This is a genomic window from Paracoccus haeundaensis (assembly GCF_006239215.1).
GTDB classification, from domain to species: domain Bacteria; phylum Pseudomonadota; class Alphaproteobacteria; order Rhodobacterales; family Rhodobacteraceae; genus Paracoccus; species Paracoccus marcusii.
The window spans coordinates 1-20253 of record NZ_VDDC01000033.1 but is presented as its reverse complement, the minus strand read 5'-3'; the positions used below and the strand labels follow the sequence as shown (position 1 = coordinate 20253).

Annotated in this window: 15 protein-coding genes and 4 pseudogenes; 10 read left to right on the top strand and 9 right to left on the bottom strand. The window is 58.7% G+C overall.

From position 1 onward, the window contains the following. A pseudogene (locus FHD67_RS20525) lies at positions 1 to 345 on the top strand (hypothetical protein); the annotation flags it as partial. Between the two features lie 171 nt (positions 346 to 516). On the opposite strand, the gene FHD67_RS15735 reads toward FHD67_RS20525, so the two are convergent. Beyond that, positions 517 to 2676, bottom strand: a complete 2160-nt coding sequence (locus tag FHD67_RS15735) for a calcium-binding protein (protein ID WP_176695159.1) — start codon at positions 2674 to 2676, stop codon at positions 517 to 519. A gap of 267 nt (positions 2677 to 2943) precedes the next feature. Then, entirely contained in the window at positions 2944 to 4143 is a 1200-nt protein-coding gene (locus FHD67_RS15730) for a helix-turn-helix domain-containing protein (RefSeq protein ID WP_176695158.1), read from the bottom strand. Between the two features lie 286 nt (positions 4144 to 4429). On the opposite strand from FHD67_RS15730, the gene FHD67_RS15725 reads away from it, so the two are divergent. Continuing rightward, a complete protein-coding gene (locus FHD67_RS15725; protein WP_139599258.1) occupies positions 4430 to 5338 on the top strand; it encodes a recombinase family protein in 909 nt (302 codons plus the stop codon). Here the strand turns inward: FHD67_RS15725 and FHD67_RS15720 are convergent. Both FHD67_RS15720 and FHD67_RS15715 read right to left on the bottom strand, forming a co-directional pair. Beyond that, a pseudogene (locus FHD67_RS15720) lies at positions 5322 to 5624 on the bottom strand (PIN domain-containing protein); the annotation flags it as partial. The gene FHD67_RS15725 and the pseudogene FHD67_RS15720 sit on opposite strands and share 17 nt — an antisense overlap. Before the next feature lie 163 nt (positions 5625 to 5787). Then, positions 5788 to 6786, bottom strand: a complete 999-nt coding sequence (locus FHD67_RS15715; RefSeq protein WP_139599257.1) for a replication initiation protein — start codon at positions 6784 to 6786, stop codon at positions 5788 to 5790. Positions 6787 to 7364: 578 nt separating this feature from the next. On the opposite strand from FHD67_RS15715, the gene FHD67_RS15710 reads away from it, so the two are divergent. The 3 genes and pseudogenes from FHD67_RS15710 to FHD67_RS21220 all read left to right on the top strand — a co-directional run. Further along, positions 7365 to 8564, top strand: coding sequence for an AAA family ATPase (locus tag FHD67_RS15710; RefSeq protein ID WP_139599256.1), 1200 nt, complete (start codon positions 7365 to 7367; stop codon positions 8562 to 8564). Beyond that, the gene (locus tag FHD67_RS15705; RefSeq protein ID WP_139599255.1) at positions 8561 to 9523 is read left to right on the top strand and encodes a ParB/RepB/Spo0J family partition protein; all 963 of its coding nucleotides are present in this window, start codon (positions 8561 to 8563) and stop codon (positions 9521 to 9523) included. The genes FHD67_RS15710 and FHD67_RS15705 overlap by 4 nt, the downstream gene beginning before the upstream one ends. Positions 9524 to 9588: 65 nt before the next feature. Continuing rightward, a pseudogene (locus FHD67_RS21220) lies at positions 9589 to 9672 on the top strand (ATP-binding protein); the annotation flags it as partial. Positions 9673 to 9766: 94 nt separating this feature from the next. Here the strand turns inward: FHD67_RS21220 and FHD67_RS15695 are convergent. The 5 genes and pseudogenes from FHD67_RS15695 to FHD67_RS15675 form a co-directional block, all read right to left on the bottom strand. Next, the gene (locus FHD67_RS15695) at positions 9767 to 10804 is read right to left on the bottom strand and encodes a nucleotidyl transferase AbiEii/AbiGii toxin family protein (protein ID WP_139599254.1); all 1038 of its coding nucleotides are present in this window, start codon (positions 10802 to 10804) and stop codon (positions 9767 to 9769) included. Beyond that, positions 10797 to 11390 carry a DUF6088 family protein gene (locus tag FHD67_RS15690; protein WP_042252487.1) on the bottom strand — a complete coding sequence of 198 codons (594 nt, stop codon included), beginning with the start codon at positions 11388 to 11390 and terminating at the stop codon, positions 10797 to 10799. Before FHD67_RS15690 ends, FHD67_RS15695 begins: the two co-directional genes overlap by 8 nt. Positions 11391 to 11728: 338 nt before the next feature. Then, positions 11729 to 12211 carry a hypothetical protein gene (locus FHD67_RS15685; RefSeq protein ID WP_139599253.1) on the bottom strand — a complete coding sequence of 161 codons (483 nt, stop codon included), beginning with the start codon at positions 12209 to 12211 and terminating at the stop codon, positions 11729 to 11731. Between the two features lie 202 nt (positions 12212 to 12413). Further along, positions 12414 to 12803, bottom strand: coding sequence for a hypothetical protein (locus FHD67_RS15680; protein ID WP_139599252.1), 390 nt, complete (start codon positions 12801 to 12803; stop codon positions 12414 to 12416). A gap of 131 nt (positions 12804 to 12934) precedes the next feature. After that, positions 12935 to 13692, bottom strand: a pseudogene (locus FHD67_RS15675) (IS5 family transposase). A 318-nt stretch (positions 13693 to 14010) separates the two neighbouring features. On the opposite strand from FHD67_RS15675, the gene FHD67_RS15670 reads away from it, so the two are divergent. From FHD67_RS15670 to tnpC, 5 genes are all read left to right on the top strand, one after another. Beyond that, entirely contained in the window at positions 14011 to 15993 is a 1983-nt protein-coding gene (locus tag FHD67_RS15670; protein ID WP_139599251.1) for an ATP-dependent nuclease, read from the top strand. Between the two features lie 2 nt (positions 15994 to 15995). After that, positions 15996 to 17900, top strand: coding sequence for a UvrD-helicase domain-containing protein (locus FHD67_RS15665; protein ID WP_139599250.1), 1905 nt, complete (start codon positions 15996 to 15998; stop codon positions 17898 to 17900). Between the two features lie 386 nt (positions 17901 to 18286). Beyond that, positions 18287 to 18652: an IS66-like element accessory protein TnpA gene (gene tnpA / locus FHD67_RS15660; RefSeq protein WP_246071320.1), complete on the top strand. Its 366-nt coding sequence runs from the start codon at positions 18287 to 18289 to the stop codon at positions 18650 to 18652. After that, complete coding sequence (tnpB, locus tag FHD67_RS15655) at positions 18649 to 18996, top strand: IS66 family insertion sequence element accessory protein TnpB (RefSeq protein WP_045983780.1); 348 nt, start codon at positions 18649 to 18651, stop codon at positions 18994 to 18996. Before tnpA ends, tnpB begins: the two co-directional genes overlap by 4 nt. A gap of 58 nt (positions 18997 to 19054) precedes the next feature. Then, positions 19055 to 20253, top strand: a 1199-nt coding sequence (gene tnpC / locus FHD67_RS15650; protein ID WP_139599248.1) for an IS66 family transposase, incomplete at its 3' end; no start/stop codon positions are given.

Here is a 20253-nt window from a genome sequence, read left to right as displayed (position 1 = left end):
TCGGGAAACGGCATCAACTTCAATACAAGGTGGGGTCACGACCGTCTGGTGGGCAGCAGCGGTCGTGATACGCTGGATGGATCCATGGGGCGTGACACGGTTCAGGGCGGCAATGGCAATGACCGTATATGGATCGGTGACGGAAACAGGGGTGACGGCGCTCGAGACGTCCTGATGTTTCGGTCAGGCGACGATGCGGATGTCGTCTATGGGTTCGAGAGCAGCCGGGATGCCCTGGACCTCGGCGGAAGAAGTTACAGCGCCACAGAGGTCCGTGAAGGAACGCTCCTGAACTTAGGTGGTGGTGATTCAGTTCTCTTGAACGGGGTCTTCGACTTTATCTGAGGTAGTTTGGAACCTGTTCCGCACATTCGGTTACCACGACGGCGCATCCATATGCCTGTGGTACGGTATCTGGACCAGCAGGAAATCTCGCGGTGTTTGCGCGGACGCTTTGACTTCTGCTATCTTTCGGCCATGGCTCCTCCGCGCCTTACGCGCGGAGGAGGATTACGCTCAGAGCAGGAAGTCATTCTCACCCAGGATGACTTGCCGGGACAGCTCGATCGAGAAGTCAGCCCTTCGGTCACCATCCATATCGGCAAAGATCAGCGTTGTTCCGTTGGCTTGCTGGTAGCGCAACTCGCCTGCAGACCCCGAGAAGCCGTCAGTGCCCACAAACTCGAACGCCTGGTTGCCCGCCAGGCGCAGGTTCGCATCGATTGCTGACAGGTCGATCTTGTCTCCCTGAGCCCGATTGAAATCTGTCATGACATCCCGTCCGGCAGCCCCTGCACCAGAGTCCAGCCGGTTCGTGAACACGAACTGATCTGCGCCCAGGCCTCCGGCCAACTGATCCTTGCCTGCGCCCCCGACCAGCCTGTCATTGCCCAAGCCACCAAAGAGCGCATCGTTGCCGGCGCCACCCGCGAGCGTGTCATTGCCTGCACCGCCCTCCAGCCGGTCGCCGCCGACGCCTCCGTCCAGGAAGTCGTTGCCTGATCCTCCAAACAGCCGGTCGGCATCCAAACCACCCAGAAGCCTGTCATTTCCATCGCCGCCGAGAAAGGTATCGTTGCCTGCCCCACCGTCTAGGGTGTCAGCGCCGAGGCCCCCGTCCACGAAGTCGTTCCCTGTGCCTCCAAACAGGCGGTCAAAACCGAACCCGCCCAGGAGCCTGTCGTTGCCGTCACCACCGAAGAGGCTGTCATTGCCGGCGTTTCCGATCAGAGTATCGGCGCCCAGTCCGCCATTGAGAACGTTGTTGCCGGCATTCCCGGTCACGCTGTTGGCGAGCCCGTTCCCGATGCCGTTGACGTTCGCGCTACCCGTCAGGATCAGGTTCTCTACGTTGGCGGCCAGTTGATGAGAGAACGAGGCGGAGACGGTATCGTTGCCCTCGTCGGCCTGTTCGACCACCCGGTCGCCAGGCGTCAGGTGATAATGGTCGTTGCCACGGCCGCCGGTCAGAACTTCTGCCGCTGATGTTCCATAAAGGGTGTCGTTTCCGGTGCCGCCTGTGGTTCGGTTATCATCCAGAATATTGATCTGGATGACCCTGAGTGTTCCTCCGTCGGCAAATGTCATGTTCCCGGAAAGGCGAACGGTGAGATAAGCATTTTCCGTAGGTTCAGCGAAGTCGTCCCTGATGGCTGAAACCGGGACAGCGACCGAGCGCGTGGTGGGAGAGGTCGAGGCAACCGAGAGTGACCCACTCCCTGACGACGCTCCGATATCTGAGGCAGAGGCCGTTCCGCCCACTGCTGATACGGAATATTCATAGCTGACCCAGTGGCTGGTCATGCCGACAAATTGCAGAGGGACGCTCAGGGACTGACCTTCACGGATAGTGATCACGTCAGGAAGCTCGGCGACATACGTGACGGGTACAGGAGCTGAGGCTCCGATCAAGTCAAATGATGTGTCGAACCCGAGGCTGCGCAGCTCGGCATTGGTATAGGTTCTGCTATTGCCATAGACATCGGTCACCTCGACCCGATCGATGTCCACCGTGCCTGTCGTGTTGGTGCTGGAGAACAGCAGTTCCTGCGACGAGCGACCGTCGGACCAATCGTCACTTCCATAGCCGTATAGGCCTGACAGACCGAATTCGTAGAACGTGGGGTTGCCCCCGGTTCCGAAGCTGTAGCTCAAGTCGCGGTCAAACCAGATGACGACGTCACCGATCTCGTTCGCATCGTTTGCAGAAGCCGCAAACTCAGCCACTGCATTTCCGTTCCGCAGGTCGATCGTGTCCGGCAGCACAAGTTCCGTGAGGACCGGAGCCGTTGTATCCGGGTCGACGCTCCGCACGGTGATCGAGGTATCAACCCCAAGGTCCCGCAGCGCTTGGTCAGTGACAGTCGTCTGGTTACCCAGGTTATCCTCGACGACGACATGGGTGATGTTCAGCGGGCCGGCGATGTTATGGGGCAGCACCGTCGTCGTGTAATCGTGACTGCCGTCTGTCCAGTCGTCACTGTAACCATGGATAATCTGGAGGCTGAACGATCCCAGTGTCGTCGCCAAAGGTCGGTCATAATAGATCGTTACCTGCCTCACCCCGTCGGGATCCTGAACGGAGGCTGCAAAGATCGCCTCAACCTGTCCGTTGCGCAGATCCAGAACCGAGGGGGCGTCGAGAGAAATGATACGGGATGAACCAGTGTCAGGCATGAAAAACTCCAACAAAAGACGAAGCGAAACACGGGCGCTCCAGCTTGGAGCTCATGGACCAATTCCAGAGTCGATCAAGAAGTATCTTGCGCCGACTTTTCAGCCGACTTTGATGCAGCCAAAATGACACAGCAGCCGGGAATGCTGATGGCAATGCATGCCCAACGGTTCCGGTAAGGAGCGGATCTCGATGATACGAAGATCAGTGCTGCTCAAGAGATGAGCCTACTCAGCTCCACCATGCCGGGGCGATGGCAACGACCCCTCCTACTCTACCTTTGTTCTTGGGCCCCCCGCCCGCCGCACGACATCATCCACGCCCGACATCGCGCTATCGAGCTCTGCCATGATCCGGTCCAGTTGGCCCTCGTCACGTTCCTCCCGTAGTCGATCCGATTGACCGCTTGGCTTCAAGTTTGCGCGTAGTCCCTCGCGGCCGGCGCACACGCCGCGACGAGCGGCCCCCGCCCCTCCCGCATGTCCCATCCGCGCGGCGAGAGACGGCAGCGCCCAGAACCGCGAGGTGCTGCGGGCGGTGAGATTGCTGAGGCAGCCGGCATCGACGAGTTCGGCGATCAGCGACAAGGCGGTCCGGCGCGTCACGCCCAGATGATCCATGACCATCGCCGAGCTGATCACCGGCTGCGCCTTCAGATAGGCGATCAGGTCGCCAAGGCGCGACCGCCCGTGTGCAGACGACGCCATGGCCGTGAGACGCGCCAGCTCATGGCGCAGGGTCCCCAGATGACCGAGATCATGAGAGAGGCTCCGCGTGGCGGCCTCCAGGAACGAGGCCAGCCCAGTCATCGGCGACCAGACCCGAAAGCCGGTGCGGGTCAGCGACACGGATGGCGGCACGATCCACACGGCAGCCGCCGGCATCAGCAGGCCCCCTGCCCTCTCGTCCAGCTCATCGCGGTCGACCCTTCGATCAGGAGACAGTCCCTGCAGATGACGCGCGGCACCCTCCACGGCCATGAAGACCAGCCGCTCGGCCACCGGGCTGCTCCGTCGGGAACGGAAGGCATAGCTGGCCGCCGCGCGCCATCCTGCCAGGATCGGAACGTGGGACCAGGCGCGACCAGCCTCCACGACCAGGGGCAGCTCCGCATCCTCGAGACGATCACCCTCGTCGCGTGTCTGACCGATGGGCACGGCGGCCGCTTCGATCCGGCGCAGGGCCGCGACCGGCGCGCCGAACGGATCCCCGGACCGCCGGATGACGGTCAGGACCTTCAGGGCCATCTCGACCGCCCGGGCATCCTCGTCCATCGCGGTGCCGCTGGTGAGACACAGCACCATCGCCTGCGTGGAGATGCGCTCACCTTCAAGCCCGCCCGAGGCGGCAGCCTCCAGAAGGCTTGTCTCCATCCGCCACAGTGCAGCCAGGGCGGGGTCAGCCAGGAGGATGCCCTCAACCCTCGCAGCCTGGGTCTCGGCACTCAAAAGCAGCGATCTGGCATCCATCTGATAACCCATGACTATGCCGCGAATAGTTTAGCATATCTCCAGTATTCTTCAGTTGCCTAGTACTTTTCAAAATGGGTCAAAACCCTCGTCATCCTGCCCCTTAGGCAGACGAGATCGCAAGGGCCTTGGAATACGGCTCAGAGGGCGCCCCGAGGCGCCAAATTCCGTCCCCTGCTGAACACAAAGGATTTGGCCATCCGTACAGCTGCAGCAGATATTGGTATTGCACGCGTTTACAAACGGTCGTTTACTGGCACCTTCAAATTTTGAAAGGTGGCCCTATATGCCGCTGATTGGCTATGCCCGCGTCTCTACGGATGATCAGACACTGCTGCCACAGGCCCAGGCTCTGAAGGCCGCGGGCTGCTCAGTCATTCGCGAGGAGCACGGCTCCGGAGGCAATCGCGCCCGCCCCGTCCTGACGAGCATCCTGGACGGTATCCGTAAGGGAGACACGCTGGTCGTCGTTCGGATCGACCGACTGGCTCGATCCCTCTCGCATCTGCTGGAAATCATCGAGCAGCTCGAAGCAAAGGGCGCGTTCTTTCGCTCGATCGAGGATCCGATCGATACGGCATCGCCCCAAGGCAAGTTCACGCTCCAGGTGCTGGGGGCGGCAGCCGAGTTCGAGCGGGCCCTGATCCGCGAGCGCACGAAAGCGGGACTGGCCAGCGCACGTCTCGAAGGCCGCATCGGCGGAAATCCAGGGCTGCGTGCCCGAAACCCTGACGCGCTTCGCAAGGTGCGCCTGGCGCGGCATGACGGCTACATGGAGCGCGTTGCCCACACTGCAGCGGACTGGGTTCCCCATGTGCGCAGACTGCGCCCACACATGGCCTGGGAGGATATCCTGCGGATCATCAATGCATCCCAGCCCCAGACCCGACAATGGACACAGCCGCGGCTCCTGAGGGCTGTGCGGGCCTACGTTCGGGGCGGATTCCTGCCCGAACAGGTCCTCGGGCGTGCCGCACGGCGCGTTGGTGACGACCGTCTGCCGGCGATCGTGGCTGCGATAAAGGGGGCGGACCCCCACATGACCTTGCAGGCCATCTGCGATCGCTTGGAGGCGATGCGCGAGCGCACCCCCCGCGGTCGGACAACGTGGCAACCCTCGTCCGTTAAGATGCTGCTGGCACAGGCTGAGAAGCTCGGGATGCTGTCCGAGAAAACGATCAAGCGAATGGGTTAACCAGTCGCAGATGTCCTTCGACCAGCAGCCCCGCATGCATGTCTTCAGTCCAGAGTGTAGTGCAGCCGGCGATGAGGGCCGCGGCAACGATCATCGCGTCATACAGCGAAAACCCATAACGCTCAGCCAGTGCGCGACCGACCTCATGCGTGCGCAAGATCACATCCTCGACCGAACAAAGCGCCCGGACTCCTGTTAGGAAACTGGCCGTTTCATCCCAGTCAAGTCCAGCCTTGCGACGGCAATTTACCATTGCCTCGTTCAACACCTGCACGCTGATGCAAGGGGCCACGAGGTGTGCTGGCACGTGATTAGTTGCGCGAGAAAGCGCGTTATACCCGAGTCACCTGTCTACTGCGCAGCAGGCTCGCTGAAGATCAGCAATAACGCTCATCTTACAAGTAGGTAGCTGTAAATAATACCTATTTCCGATAATTGCCAATTGGCAACTACAATGGATTAGCCTCGGCATACTTGCGAAAAAAGGCCAGGAAGGCGCGGTCGGGATTGGCGGCTTCAGGTTTGCCCTTTGCCCATGTACGCCATTCGCCTTCGATGAAATAGATGTCGTAACCTGGGTGGCGCATTCGTGCTGTCTCATAGGTGTCAGTACGAAGGGCCTGCCCGCGTGTGTCGAGCCAAGCTGGTCGCACCCGACCCTCACGCTCCTCGGCACGCACTTTGCGACCAACTTTGGAGTATTGCAGCGCAAGGTCAGCAGCCCCTGCTGCGTCATCATCCTTGCGCCACCAGCGAAGTTCGACATGTGTTACGCTGCGCCCTGTCTTAATAGGTTCGATCGCAACCATGAAATCGGACAGCGCGTTGACCTCAGCGACCGCCGGATCGATTGCACGCAGCTTCAGGTTCGACCATGAAGTCAGTTTGCCTTTTGGCACGCCAAGTACGCCACGCAACGCTTCAAGAGCAAATTTTTCGGAACTGCGCCAGCGAAGGTTCCCGCGCTTCTGAACCATCTCATAAAGGGTAAGCGCGTACTTGGAGGATAGTGCGAACATCACCTCACGCTGAAGACGAGCAAAGACGGTGGAATTGGAGATGATACGTCGCAGACGCGAGGGGATCTCGTACTCAAGCAGCCCGTCGGCGCGGTTTGCCTCAACATTGCCACCCAAGAGTTGCACGCGTTCGATAGCGGATTCACCATCCCAGGTGACGGCGACTTTGACGATTGCAGACATAAGCCGCTCGATGCTCTCGCCGATACGGTCGTTGGAGTTATGAGAACCGCGCAAGGCGGACTTGGCGATGACGTGGCTGACTGGTTTATCGATAGCGTCCCATGCGTTTTCCAGGAGTTGGTTGTAGATACGGCGGTCATTAAGGGTAAGCGGAGTGACCTCGACTAGATCGACTAGTTCGCCCGGCTTTATAATGCTTTCGGCATTTGGGCGGACTTCGACGGTACGATAGGATTTCTCGGCCATTTTCTTACTCCCCAACTCTTACTTTTGTATCGTCAGAGACGTAAGATTTCAACCGTTTCTCGCTTAGCCGGAGGGATTGCACCCGAAATGTAAGGGTTACGTTGGAGGGCAGCGTAGCACAGCACTGCAACACATTGATAATAAAACTCTTTTTTATGGACAGGAGACTAAACTGGCGGCTGCCCAAAAGGTAAGGATACGAATCATCCCGATGCGTATGACATACCGCCCCAATATGTAAGAACAGCCATCCCGATTCGTAGGAATTGGCACCCAAACTGTAAGGATGGGCACATAAAAGTCATTGCTTTACAAACATATAGCCTTGCATGAACAATATGAATCTATGAATTTGAACTTAAGACGTTTCACTTTCATGCTTATGAGGTTGGAAGACTCCCAAGACCCATATGCAAATCTTACGGATTGGTTGCCCCGCTCCCCTAAATGGCTCCTTAAATCCGAACTAAGCCATCAATGACCACAACTATCGGCTTTTTGGCTGCAAACTCGGAATATCCGAACTTTACGGTGCCGTCCTAATAGCTCATGATCTGCTTAAAGTAGCGTGAGGCGCCATGACATCCGTTCTTCCATCCGTAAGTTTGACAGAGTTGACACAGCTCACCAGCCGCGCAAGCACTGTTATCCAACGCCTGCGGGAACGTGTTTTCTCGCCAGGTCATGAGAAACAGCTCAATCTTCGCTTTAACGTCCGAACGGCTGCGGAGATGGTAGGGCGCACCGAGAAGGCAATCCGTGACGCTGAGGGTGACGGTCGTTTGCAGGAACCAGACAAAGATCCCGAAACGAAACGCCGAACAGGATACACATTGGGGCAGGTCAACCAAATGCGGGACGTATTCGGCACGCTACCGCATCGCGCATCCGATGATCCGGCGTTGGTCCTTGCGGTTCAGAACTTCAAAGGCGGTGTCGGAAAGTCTACTATCGTCAGTCACTTGTCACAGTTCTTCGCGCTAAAAGGCTATCGTGTATGCGTGATAGATTGCGACAGCCAAGCGTCCACCACTGCGATGTTCGGGATGAATCCAGACATCGACGTCGATGAAGAAGAAGATACACTGTATCCATTTCTGCGCCATGGTGGGCCAAAGTCGCTTCACTATGCCCTGCGGGCGACTTATTGGCCGGGGATTGCGCTCATTCCCGCAAACCTTGGGCTTTACGACGCGGAGTATGAGTTTGCAGCCCGGATGGCGCGGGAGCCGACTTTCATTCTCGACCGCTTGAGGGATGGGGTCGAAAGCATTGCTGACCAGTTCGACATCATCCTGCTTGACCCGCCACCAGCGCTTGGCATGTTGTCGCTTTCGGTTCTGCGGGCGGCGAACGCACTGCTGATACCGGCACCGCCAAACAATATTGATTTCGCGTCGACAGCACACTTCCTGAAGATGATGGAGTCGACCTTATCGGAGCTGGCCGAACATGGCGGCGCGCGCGAGTATAATTTCGTTAAAATTATTGCCTCGAAGATGAACGATCAAAAATCTGCGCATCTTGCGATTAAAAGGATGATGGATGCGGTGTTCCCGCAGGATATGCTGCAAGCGACGCTGAAGGACAGCGCCGAGATAGACAACGCAACTGCGAACCTGTCCACGGTTTACGAATTGACTGGACCGGCAACTAGAACCGAAACGCACAAGCGCTGTCGCGCCTACTTGGATGCAGTCGGGCGCGAGGTGGAACTTCTCACTCGCAAGACTTGGCCCAGCCATCACAAGGCGCTTCGCAAGGAAGGACTACTATGAGCAAACGTCACAACGCCATAGACGATATCCTGAACAGCTTCGAGGCTACAGCCGTGCCCGAGGAAAAAGCAGGGGCGCGATTTTTGAAACGTTCAAATGCGCTATCCGAAAGCGGAGAACGGGAGGAAAAGGTGCTGCGTTGGGTAGATCCTGCGCAATGCGTCATGTGGGAACGGCACAACCGCGAATATTCGCTGTTAAACGACCAAAATTGCGCCGACCTTATCAACTCGATCAAGGCGCAGGGGCGGCAAGAATTTCCTGCTATCGTCCGCCGGACAGGCGAGGGGTATGAGGTCATCTGTGGCGCACGTCGGCACTTCGCTATCAGTTGGCTGCGTGCAAACAACTACCCACAATTCCGGTATCTGGTAGATGTACGCGACCTGACGGACGAGGAAGCCTTCCGCCTCTCCGACATAGAGAACCGCGACCGCGAGGATATTTCTGATTATGAACGCGCTCGCGACTACGCGAGAGCGTTGGAGGCATATTATGGCGGTCGGCAAAAAGCTATGGCGGAACGGCTGGAGGTCTCCGAGGGCTGGCTCTCACGCTACCTTCAACTGGTGAAGCTCCCGGACGTGATCATCGCCTCGTATGCATCTTTGCGTGACGTGAAAGAGGTTCACGCGCGGATATTGAAGCCGTTGCTGACCAACCCGAAAACCCGCGAGGCGGTGATGAATGTCGCGGGTGAGCTAGCCATGACTCAGGAAGTTGCACGGGCAGGGAAGGGCGATCCAGTTCCCGCCGCGCAGGTCCTGGCCCGCCTAAAGGCCGCGGTCGCCACTCCAAAACGCAAGCGTCCGTCCGCCTCCGTTTCTCGGCGCATAATCCATGAAAGCGGCGTCGCGATGCAGCGCAAGAACGGGAAGGTGACATTGGAGTTCGATGAATTCCTATCTGACGAATCATTGCGCGCCGCGATCGACCTGTTCCTGAAGTCTCGTGAATAATTGACAGGTGGCAATTATGTTATTTTATCGTTTTCTATCAGTCATTAAGCTGGGTTTAATCTTCGATCCTGGATGAGCTGGAATCTTTGCCCTTCAGTGCATCAGGCGGCGCTTTGCTCTTCCATCTGCTAAGCTCAGCACGAAGCCGGTGCCTCGGACGAAGTCAACGAGGTCATAAATGGGGCGTATGTCAATGGATCGAATCGAACTGATATTCTCCCCCACCACACGGGCAGCCTTGAGTTAGCTGTTGATCGTTTCTTGAAGCTCGGCAATTTTCTTAAGTATGTCGTCGAATGACGGCGGTGTCTGGTCAAACATCATCGGCGCCATCGCCCGATAATCGGCTCGCAAGTCTTTGACCCGCTTTTCGTCAGGCATCAGCCGAAGTGTGCCTGGCCGAGCCGTTTCGTAGCTGGCCCAGCCCGAACGGAAGAAGATCGTTTTGTGCTGTGCCACTTGCGCCAGCAGATCAAGATCGGCGACGGCGGCTTTTCCCTCGTCGGTGTCGAAGAGCGTGGCGAGGTCGTAGTAATGCCGCGAGAAATATTGTGCTGTCGGAGATTCTGCAGGGCGATGTGCCTCTGCATGGAGCGCAGTCGCCTTTTCCCAGAATGTGCGCCCCGCTGACAGTACGGTCACGCTGGTGTCGGGTTCTGCGAAGAACTCGGGATAGTCATCGGCCGCGTATGGGCGGATGACCTTCTCTTCGGTCGGCCAGGGATCGCCGCGCGCGCCAAGTTCGAGTTTTACGCGCGGGGTGATGTAGGCCATGCCCTTATATTCAGAAGTGGGAAACGCCGTCGGGTAATGGAAGTTGACGGTCTGAGCGTCGCCGGGGTCGATCTCCAGCGACCACTCGCCGTTGGCTGGCTCGCCCAGCTGTTCGACGATCGCGGCGCGAAGCGCCGGGAGAAGTTTCTTGGCAATGTGCCGCTCAACGTCGCTGACCAGGTCGTTAATAAGCCGGGCTGCCTGCTTCTTGCTGATCCCCTCCTTCTCGGGATCGCGATCGCCCTTGTAACCTAGTTCCGCACGATCGAACGACAAATCGATATCCTCGGAGAAACGGCGTATCGCGCCGAATGCCTTGGAGAGCGATGTACCACCCTTAAAGACGAGAGACGCCGTCGTTCCTTTGCGCAGGCCGAACAAGCGCCTGAGACTCCAGCAGACCCAGAAGTCCTTTTCGATGATCGTGTCGGCGACGCCTCGGACGGCGCTGGTCTCCCCGAAAAGAGCAGCGCGGTCTTCCGCGGGAAGCAGCGCGACCTTATCCACCGATATCGGCCGTCGCTGCGTTGGCGATCGTGACAAGCGTCGGCCGCATCCAGGCGGGTGCTTGAACGGCACTCGAAGCCAGCGTCTTTTTGTCGTTGGCCGACAGCTGCCGCGCAGCGACGCGCGCGACGTCGGCCGCGCGCACGGGGCCGACATGGCGAAGGGCCTGAACGACAGTGCCGGCTGCGCTTCCTGGCGCAACGAGATGCTTGGGCGAGGCGTGGCGAAGATCGACGACACGCTTGCCCAGCACAACGCGCCGCGACGGACCATTGGTCAGGTAAGTGCTTTGGGCCGGAACCTGAGTGGATAGACCAAGCGCATTCGCTGCCCGTGCACCAGCAATTTGAACCTGAGAGCCAGTCTCCCGGGCAAGCGCATGGGCGACGTCATCGGGAGCTGGCGAGAGTGCTCCGAGCTTCGGATGCATCTTGGGGAAGTCGTATAGCCCGCGCGCGAGACGACGAAGCTGGCCTCCCTTTACTAGCCGGGAGAGAGCCTGGTCGATGGATGAGCGGGCGGCGACGGCTAGGAAATCACTGGGCGTGAAGACGCTGCCGCGTCCGCTTGCGCGAACACGCCTCATCACTCGATCACGAACAGATACAGCCGGGGCTTTCATATGTCAGAAAATATACTATCTTTTTCTGACATTCAAGTAGTGTCTCTAAGGAACTCTAGGATGCAGTTTGGGTGGGCGGCAGGTAAGTGCGATCGTTGCGGGGCGCGCGATTAGTCGCTTCCAAGGCGAGCTGCGGATGCTCTGCCGCGCTTCCATCGGGCAGCTTCCTGCGCCTAAATGCCTTAACCTGTAGGCTTCAATGGTCCGCTATGCGGGACCAAGCTGACACGGGAGGAGATCATCGCCCTCCAGGACACTTGCGATCTGCTGCCCGGCCCCTTTTGATCGCTACGCCAAGCCGCTCACTCGGCAGCCTGCCCCATTTCCCGTGCGACGATCCTTTCGATCCGAGGGACGATTTCACCGCAAAGAGCAAGGTCAGCCTTCGCCAGCGTGTCGCTTTCAAGCATCTGGCCAGTAATATCGTAGTTGTTCTGCAGCCGACTGCTGTAGATGTCGCGGAAGCGAACCGCTTCAGCATCCGAGTTTCGGAACTCTACCTCGAAGTCCTTTGCGGGCAGTCCGCGGTCATGAGTCTGATACGCCCGGATAATTGTTGTGCCGATGACCAGCGTCGTCGATGCGTTCCGATACTGCTCGACCAGTTCCGCAGGCAAATTCTGGCCTCCGTAGGCCAGAATGCCATCGAACAACCCCGCACAACGCACGGAGGTGTATGCCGAGACGTGCAGATCGTCGTTTATGCCCTGCATCGTCTCATCGATCGACCGCAGTTCCTGGGCCCAGGCAGGCGAAGCGCTCAGCACCGCAGCCAGAACTATCATTCGCATGCCAAACCTCCCGCCGCACCTCAATATCATTGTCACGGCCCGATCGGAGCGCGCAACCTTTACGTGCATACAGTTTCACTTATTGAATATGTCTGTCGCAGCACGATCAGCAGAAAGACATTGCGGTGGGCCCGCTGCGACAAGGTCGATATTAACTGGGAGGGCTCCGATACCTTCGATCACCGCCAATGTTGACCTAACGCCTGTTTATCGTCGTCACATTCGTGTGGCAACTTTTGCACATCGATGTGCTCGTCTTGTTAAAAAATCCGAGCTTTTCACCGCAGAGCGAGCATGTCTGTTTTGATGCTTTCGCCATAGGTGCTGCGACCGCGGCTTTCGTCGGACCCATTCTGTTTTCACGGGCATAGAGTTCCAGCTCGTCCTTAAGACGCCTGACGCGATAACGGATGTATGCACCCCGCAGTTGTCCCTCGTCGCTTCCCGCCTCCGCAGTTGCTCGGGCCTTGGCGGCTTTATCCATTTCTCCGCGTTCGATCTCCTCCCACACAATGCGATACAGCTCATCTTCAACAAGTCGCCCATCCAGACCGAGTGCCCGAGCTTTCAATGTCTCGAAGTTCATGACCTTTGCCCTCCATTTGCGGCTCCACGACAAACCTTCCAACCGTGGCCATTAGAGAAGATTTCGCGCAATAAGAGTCCTTCGTTAGCTTTCGACCGTGAATCAATCAACCTCAGGCTGCACCAGCTAGGTCATGTTGACAAATGGCGGATCCACAGGCGGATCGATGTGATGTCAACGAAGCCAAGGTAGCTTTCGGCGGTCTTGTCATAGCGGGTGGCAACGCGGCGGGCATTCTTGAGCTTGTTGAAGCACCGCTCGACGAGATTGCGCAGGCGGTAGAGGGCCCGATCCACGACGACGCGCAACCTGCGGGACTTGCGCATTGGGATCACCGGGACGACGTTGCGCGCTTCCATCGTTTTGCGAACCTTGTCGGAGTCATAGCCTCGATCTGCGATCAGCACAGCAGGCGTGGGCAGATTATCGTCCATGACCAAGTCAAAGCCCCGATAATTCGATGTTTGACCCGGTGTGATGTCCGACCTCATGGGCAGGCCTGCGCCATTGACGCGAAGATGGATCTTGGTCGTAAAGCCACCTCTTGAGCGGCCAAGACCCTGTCTCGGAGTCCCCCTTTTGCGCCCGCTGCCTGATGATGGGCGCGGACCACTGTGCTGTCGATCATCTGGAGTGTATCCGGCACAATCCGGCTTTCGTTCAGGGCCTCCAGGATCTGCTCCCACAAACCTGCCAAGGTCCAGCGTCGGAACTGGCGGTAGACGCTGGACCACTTCCCGAACTCTGCCGGCAAGTCACGCCACGGCGAGCCTGTCCGGGTTCGGCATGGCCTTGAACCAGTGGCGGCTCATGCTTCACTCCAGAAAATCCCATCAAGAACCAGCCGATGGTCGGTAGGTTTGCGCCCGTTCGGCGCTCGGACGGCCATAATGAAGCGCTAGTGAAAAGCCCATTCTTCGTCCGACATCAAATCTCGTGCCAAGCTGGTCTCCATCACAGATACCAGCTTGAATCACGATCAGCGCGCCCTGTGAATCCCTTTTGTCAACACGGCCTAGTCGCAAGCATCGCACGGCTGGCGCCTGTTCCGTTAAGAAGGGCGGAAAGCGGACGTTCAATGTTTCGTCGATGCCGACGCTGAACTCGCTAGGCTCAAACGGGATAAATGTTAGCTGTTCGGCGATATCTCGCCATCTTGAGCGAGGGAACAAACTCGCTCCCACTAAGTCCTGATGGAAGGAAGCCCGTGCGTATCGAATCCGTAACCCTATCCGGCTTCCGCTGCTTCGGCCCCACCCCTATAACCGTGCCGATCGCAACCGAGATCATGGCTGTCGTTGGCCCGAACGCGGCAGGCAAGACGGCCCTGCTTCATGCCCTTTCGAAGCTGTTTGGCGTGTCCCGTTCGCAGCGCACTGTTCAGCGATCTGATTTCCACCTTGGGGCAGATGACGATCCCGAAGACCGTGAACCGAAGGGTTTGTTCATTGACGTGCTGATCGGATTGCCAGAGCTGGCCGACGGCACAGCGACCCCGGAAACGATAGCGCCGTCGTTTCGACACATGCAGATTGCGAAAGTAGGTGATGATCCGGTCTGTCGCCTACGTCTCGAAGCTCGATGGGAGGATGACGGAACCATCGAGGGCGAAGTTTCCCAAGATTTGTTTTGGGTCGATACCCTCGACGACGACCCGGCCGAAGACAAGTGCCACCCGGTCTCGGCAGCGGATCGTGGTTTGATTCAGCTCTATTATACACCCGCGAGTAGGGACGCGGCTGCCCAAATCAAGGCGACCACAGGTGCGCTGGCCGCTCGTCTGCTCCGGGCTATCGAATGGTCATCAGAAACCGAGGAGGCAGTGGAGGAGGCTTCTGAGAATCTGGCGACTGCGTTCGAGAAGGAAACGGCCATCGCCACGATCGGCAAAGCCCTGCAAACGCGCTGGTCGGGCCTTCACGACGAAGTTGTCGATACGAAGCCACGCCTCAGCCTGGTCAGCCGCCGGTTTGAAGAGGTGGTCAACAAGATCGCCGTGATCTTTGAGCAAGGACCGGACGGTCAGGAGCGCGGCCTCGATGCCTTGAGCGATGGCCAGCAATCGCTGTTCTATTTTGCGTTAGCCGCGGCCGTTTTCGATCTGGAGCGCCAAGTTGTCGCCGGAACGGTCGAGGGCTTCTGTGATGACACCCTACGGATTCCCGCGCTTACGCTGTTCGCGCTAGAAGAGCCAGAGAATCATCTTTCGCCCTACTTCCTCGCACGGATCATTCGCCAGGTCCGCTCCTTGACGGACTTAGATGGCGCCCAGGCCATCGTTACAAGTCATTCGCCGGCGGTTCTGAGCCGCGTCGATCCGCTTGAGGTCCGTTATTGCCGCTATGATCCGAAGACGCGCGTTTCGACGGTTAAAAAGATCAAGATGCCGACAGGCACTGACGAGACGGCGAAGTTCGTCCGCGGCGCGATGCTGGCCTATCCTGAACTCTATTTTGCTCGGTTCGTGCTACTGGTGGAAGGCGATTCCGAACGGATTGTTCTGCCTCGCCTTGCTGAGGCGCTCGATCTCCTGATTGACCCCGCCTTTGTCGCGATCGTCCCCCTGGGCGGGCGGCATGTGCAGCACTTCTGGCGGTTGCTAAAACATCTGGGTATTCCGCACGCTACCCTTCTGGATCTCGATTTGGGTCGCGAAGGTGGCGGCTTTGGCCGGGTCAAGACAGCGATCGAAAAGCTCATCGAGTTTGGCGCTCCGAAAGCTGCACTTCTGAAGATCGAGGGCGGTACGTTGTCTGACGAGAGATTTGCGAAGATGCACACTTGGCAGGACGAGGAAGATTGCAAGGTTCTGAATGGATGGGTCAATTGCCTCAAGCGGTATGGCGTCTATTTCTCAACACCGCTCGATCTCGATCTTGCCATGCTCGAAGCATTCCCTGATGCATACAAGGCGATCATCCTCAAGGGGGGAGGGCCAAAAATGACGGTCGATAAGGCGGCCGAGGCCGTGCTCGGGACGGCGGGGCCAGGAACCACTATCTACACTGGTCCGTTCAAAGACTATCCGGCGCTTCTGCCTGCTTACCGTTATCACTTCCTCACCAACAGTAAGCCTGCAACGCATCTCGCGGCTCTGACCCACATCAAGAAAAAGGATCTAGCAGAGAACATGCCTCCGGTTCTAGCTGAGGTTCTCCGGCATATCTCCAAGTCGTTGCGGCGGGATTAGCTATGGCAGTGCTTTTGCGACGGGTTCGGCCGGAGGATTGGAGGCCCGTGGGGGTAAACGCACTCGAAGCGAATGCGCTTAAGGTCGTGCGTTCGACGGACAACCGATCCGTTATCGCGGGCCCCGGTGCGGGCAAAACCGAACTGCTGGCGCAGCGCGCTGCCTATCTCCTCCAGACAGGCGAAGCGCCGCCGGCAAGGCGGATTCTCGCGATCAGCGTTAAGCGTGACGCTGCAACGAACCTCGCTTCGCGCGTTCGTCAGCGCTGCCATCGCAATCACGCCGGGCGCTTTGACTCCATGACGTTCGACGCCTTTGCCAAAGGATTGATCGACCGATTTGGACAGGCGCTTCCTGATCGCTGGCGGCCACGTCCCGACTACGAGATTATATTTCCCAACGACCGGGATTATCGCGATTTCTTGTATCAGCAGGCTGGCACACCTCCGTCATCTGTGGGCACCTACGCTGACCTCCAAGGCATCGCAGTGAAGACCTTTGAGCGGCGTCATCTGGTCGGAACCCCGCTACCGTTGGGCGGCTGGTCATATCCGACAGTCGGCGAGTGGGCGGCGGAGCGGCTATGGCAAAGGTCACTCCATGAGGGGAAAAAAAGCGTCCTGTCATTCCCTATGATCGGTCGCCTTGCTGAACTCCTGTTGCGCGTCAATCCGATGGCGCGCGACGCGCTTCGCCTGACCTACTCGCATCTGTTTATGGATGAGTTCCAGGATACGACACAGGTTCAATACGATCTGGTTCGCACGATCTTTCATGGCACAGATACGACTTTAACTGCCGTTGGCGACAACAAGCAGCAGATCATGCGTTGGGCAATGGCGATGGACGACCCCTTCGCTGCCTTTGACGTCGATTTCGCCGGCAAGCGAACACCGCTTTATAACAACTATCGTTCTTCGCCAGAACTCGTGCGCATCCAGCATGTCCTTGCACAGGCTCTGGACACTCGCGCCGTAGCACCAGTCTCGCAGACCACGGGCACAATCGCCGGAGACAGTTGCGCAATCTGGGATTTCTCCTCGCCGGAGGTCGAGGCGGCTTACTTGGCTGCATTCGTTGCCGCTGAGATGAGGAAACACAACCTCGGCCCGCGGGATTTCGTTTTGTTGGTTCGGCAGAAGGCGTCCGACTATGCGGTCGTCCTTGAACCAGCCTTCAATGCGGCCGGCATTCCCCTGCGCAACGAAGCAGGAACAGTGGGGGCGGTCATGCTACAAGAGTTGCTGGCGGAAGAAGCGTCTGAGCTGGCAATTGCCATTTTGCGCCTTGCTATGACCAACCGCGCTGGTCGGTATTGGACGGAATCCCAAGAGGCGCTTGCGGCCTTGCAAGGCATCACGCCGGATGACGAAGCGGCGCAGTCTAGACTTGCCCGCGAACTGGATGCTTATGCAATTAATCTATCGAAATCGCATCCTACCCCGCCAAAATCGAACGCGGCGGCACGAGCGATCATTGACGACATCTTATCATTCGTGGGTCGAGATCGGTTGATTGCAGTTCACCCCGCTTATGGTCAGGGAGGCTGGCTGGAAAAAGTGCTGGATGCCGCTGCCGTGCATTTATACGCGTCGTCAGTCAGCGGCGGCGACTGGTCAACGGCGCTCGACGCCTATGAAGGCGTCCACGCAATACCTTTAATGACAATCCATAAGAGCAAAGGGCTTGAATACCACAGCGTCATCTTCATCGGTCTGGACGACGGCGCGTGGTGGAGCTTTGCCAATGACCAGCTCGAGGCCACGGCAGGGTTCTTCGTCGCTTTCACACGCGCGAAGCAACGGGTTATCTTTACCTATTGCGGTCGCAGAGGAGCACGAAGCACGATCGCTGCGCTATACGGCTTGCTGGAAAAGGCAGGCGTCAGAACATACAAGATGACTTGAGGTGAACCACTAGGACCCAACGATAAGTGGTGGATTCTACCAACACCTGAAGAAAGAAACGAGCTTCAAGTCTCTAGGATCACAACCTTTTACTGGCCTGCTAAGCTGTCTTCAGCTTCCAAGCGCCTGATTTCACCTACCAGCCATTGAGATGTGGTCTGCATGAGCACTAGCTCAGAGACGGTCGAGCGTCCGCAAAGGGCCGGTGCGCTTCACTCACACATAGACGTGATGGCTTAGCCGCAATGCTGCCGAAGCCTGCAAAGGGCATAAAGTGATTCTCGCATACCCCCTGAAACCCTGTAAGCGTCCGGTCTGACTGCCCTGCCGCGTGGTGAGCGTGGGAGATAGTGTCCGCTATAGATGGTGGACACTATGGTGCGAGCGTGGCGCGTCGGACAAAGCGGCTTTGGACGGACGAAGAGAAGCGGTCGATCTGCCTGCAGACGACGGCTCCGGGCGTTTCGGTTGCGCAGGTGGCGCGCCGTTATGCGGCGAACGCCAACATGGTGTTCAAGTGGCTGCGCGATCCGCGTTATGCCCCTGAGACAACGACAGTGGCGGCTACCCCTGCCTTCCTGCCCGTGGAGATCATAGACCATGTCAGGAAGGATGATCTGGTTGTGACCAGCGAGCCGACACGTCCACAGGAACTGATCGAAGTCGAGCTTGCGGGCGGTCATCGGATGCGCATCACCGGCAGCTACGATCCTGAGGCGCTGGCGCGGCTGATCCGGGGGCTGACAGCATGATCCCGGTGCCAGTCAGCACGCGGGTCTGGCTGGCGGCCGGGGTGACGGACATGCGCAAGGGCTTTGCGGCACTGGCCGCGCAGGCCGAGGCTGTGCTGAAGCAGGACCCGTTTGCCGGGCATCTGTTCGTCTTCCGCGGCCGTCGCGGCGACTTGGTCAAGGTGATCTGGTGGGATGGCCAGGGGGCCTGCATGTTCATGAAGCGGCTGGAACGGGGCCGGTTCGTCTGGCCCGCGGCCAAGGAGGGCAAGGTGGCACTGACGCCGGCGCAGTTGTCGATGCTCCTGGAGGGGATCGACTGGCGGACCCCGGAACGGACGTGGCGACCCCTTGCCGCGGGATAGTCAGCCAGTCGTGCAATCAATGATTCCCACAAGGAATACAGTGGGATAAACTGCGTGTATGCTCGATCAAGCCTTCACCCTGCCGGAAGACCCCGAGGAGCTGCGCAGCTTCACTGCGCGGCTTCTGGCCGAGGTGAAGTCGCAGGCGATCCTGATCGAGAAGCTTCGCCATCAACTGGCCGGTCACCGCGCCCATCGGTTCGGGGCATCGTCCGAGACGGTGGAACAGCTTCAGCTTGCCCTCGAGACCAGCGAGATCGCTGCCGCTGCTATGACGGCGCGGATGAAGCTGCCCGACATCGAGGAGAAGGACAAACCCAAGCGTCGTCCGATCCCGGACCACATCTCGCGGATGGAAGTGGAACTGACCCCTAGCTCCGATGCCTGTGCCGATTGCGGCGGCTGCCTGCGCCGGATCGGGGAAGATGTGACGGAAGAGCTGGAATACGTCCCCGGGCGCTTCATCGTGAACCGGATCGTCCGCCCTCGGCTGACCTGCTCGTGCTGCGAACGCTTCGTGCAAGCCCCGCTGCCCTCGCGCCCGATCGAGCGCGGTCGCCCGGGGCCGGGCCTCCTCTCCCATGTCTTGGTCAGCAAGTATGCCGACCACTTGCCGCTCTACCGCCAAAGCCAGATCTTCGACCGTGAGGGGCTCGATCTGGATCGCTCCACGCTGGCAGACTGGGTCGGCAAGAGCACGGCCTTGCTGGAGCCCTTGGCTGACGCCATTGGCCGCCACGTCCTGTCGGCCGAAGCGATCTTCGCCGATGACACGCCGGTGCGAATGCTCGCCCCCGGCACCGGCAAGACCCAGACGGCACGCCTCTGGACCTATGCCCGCGACGAACGGCCGTGGGCAGGAACCGCGCCACCGGCGGCTTGGTATCGGTTCTCGGGAGATCGGAAAGGCCAGCACCCCAAGGATCACCTCGCCCGCTTCCGCGGCTGGATGCATGCCGACGGCTATGCCGGATTCGAGGATCTCTACCGCTCCGGCGCCATCCGCGAGGTCGCCTGCATGGCCCATGTCCGGCGCAAGTTCGTCGACATCCACAGGTCGCAAGGCTCCCCGATTGCAGAAGAGGCCATCGGCCGGATAGCTCAACTCTATGCCGTCGAGAAACAGGCCAAAGGGTCGCCACCTGAACGCCGCGCCGAATTGCGACGCGCCCATGCGGCCCCGGTCTTTGACGACCTGGAGCGATGGCTGGCCATGCAACTCACCACGATCTCTGGCAAATCCCCGCTGGCCGCGGC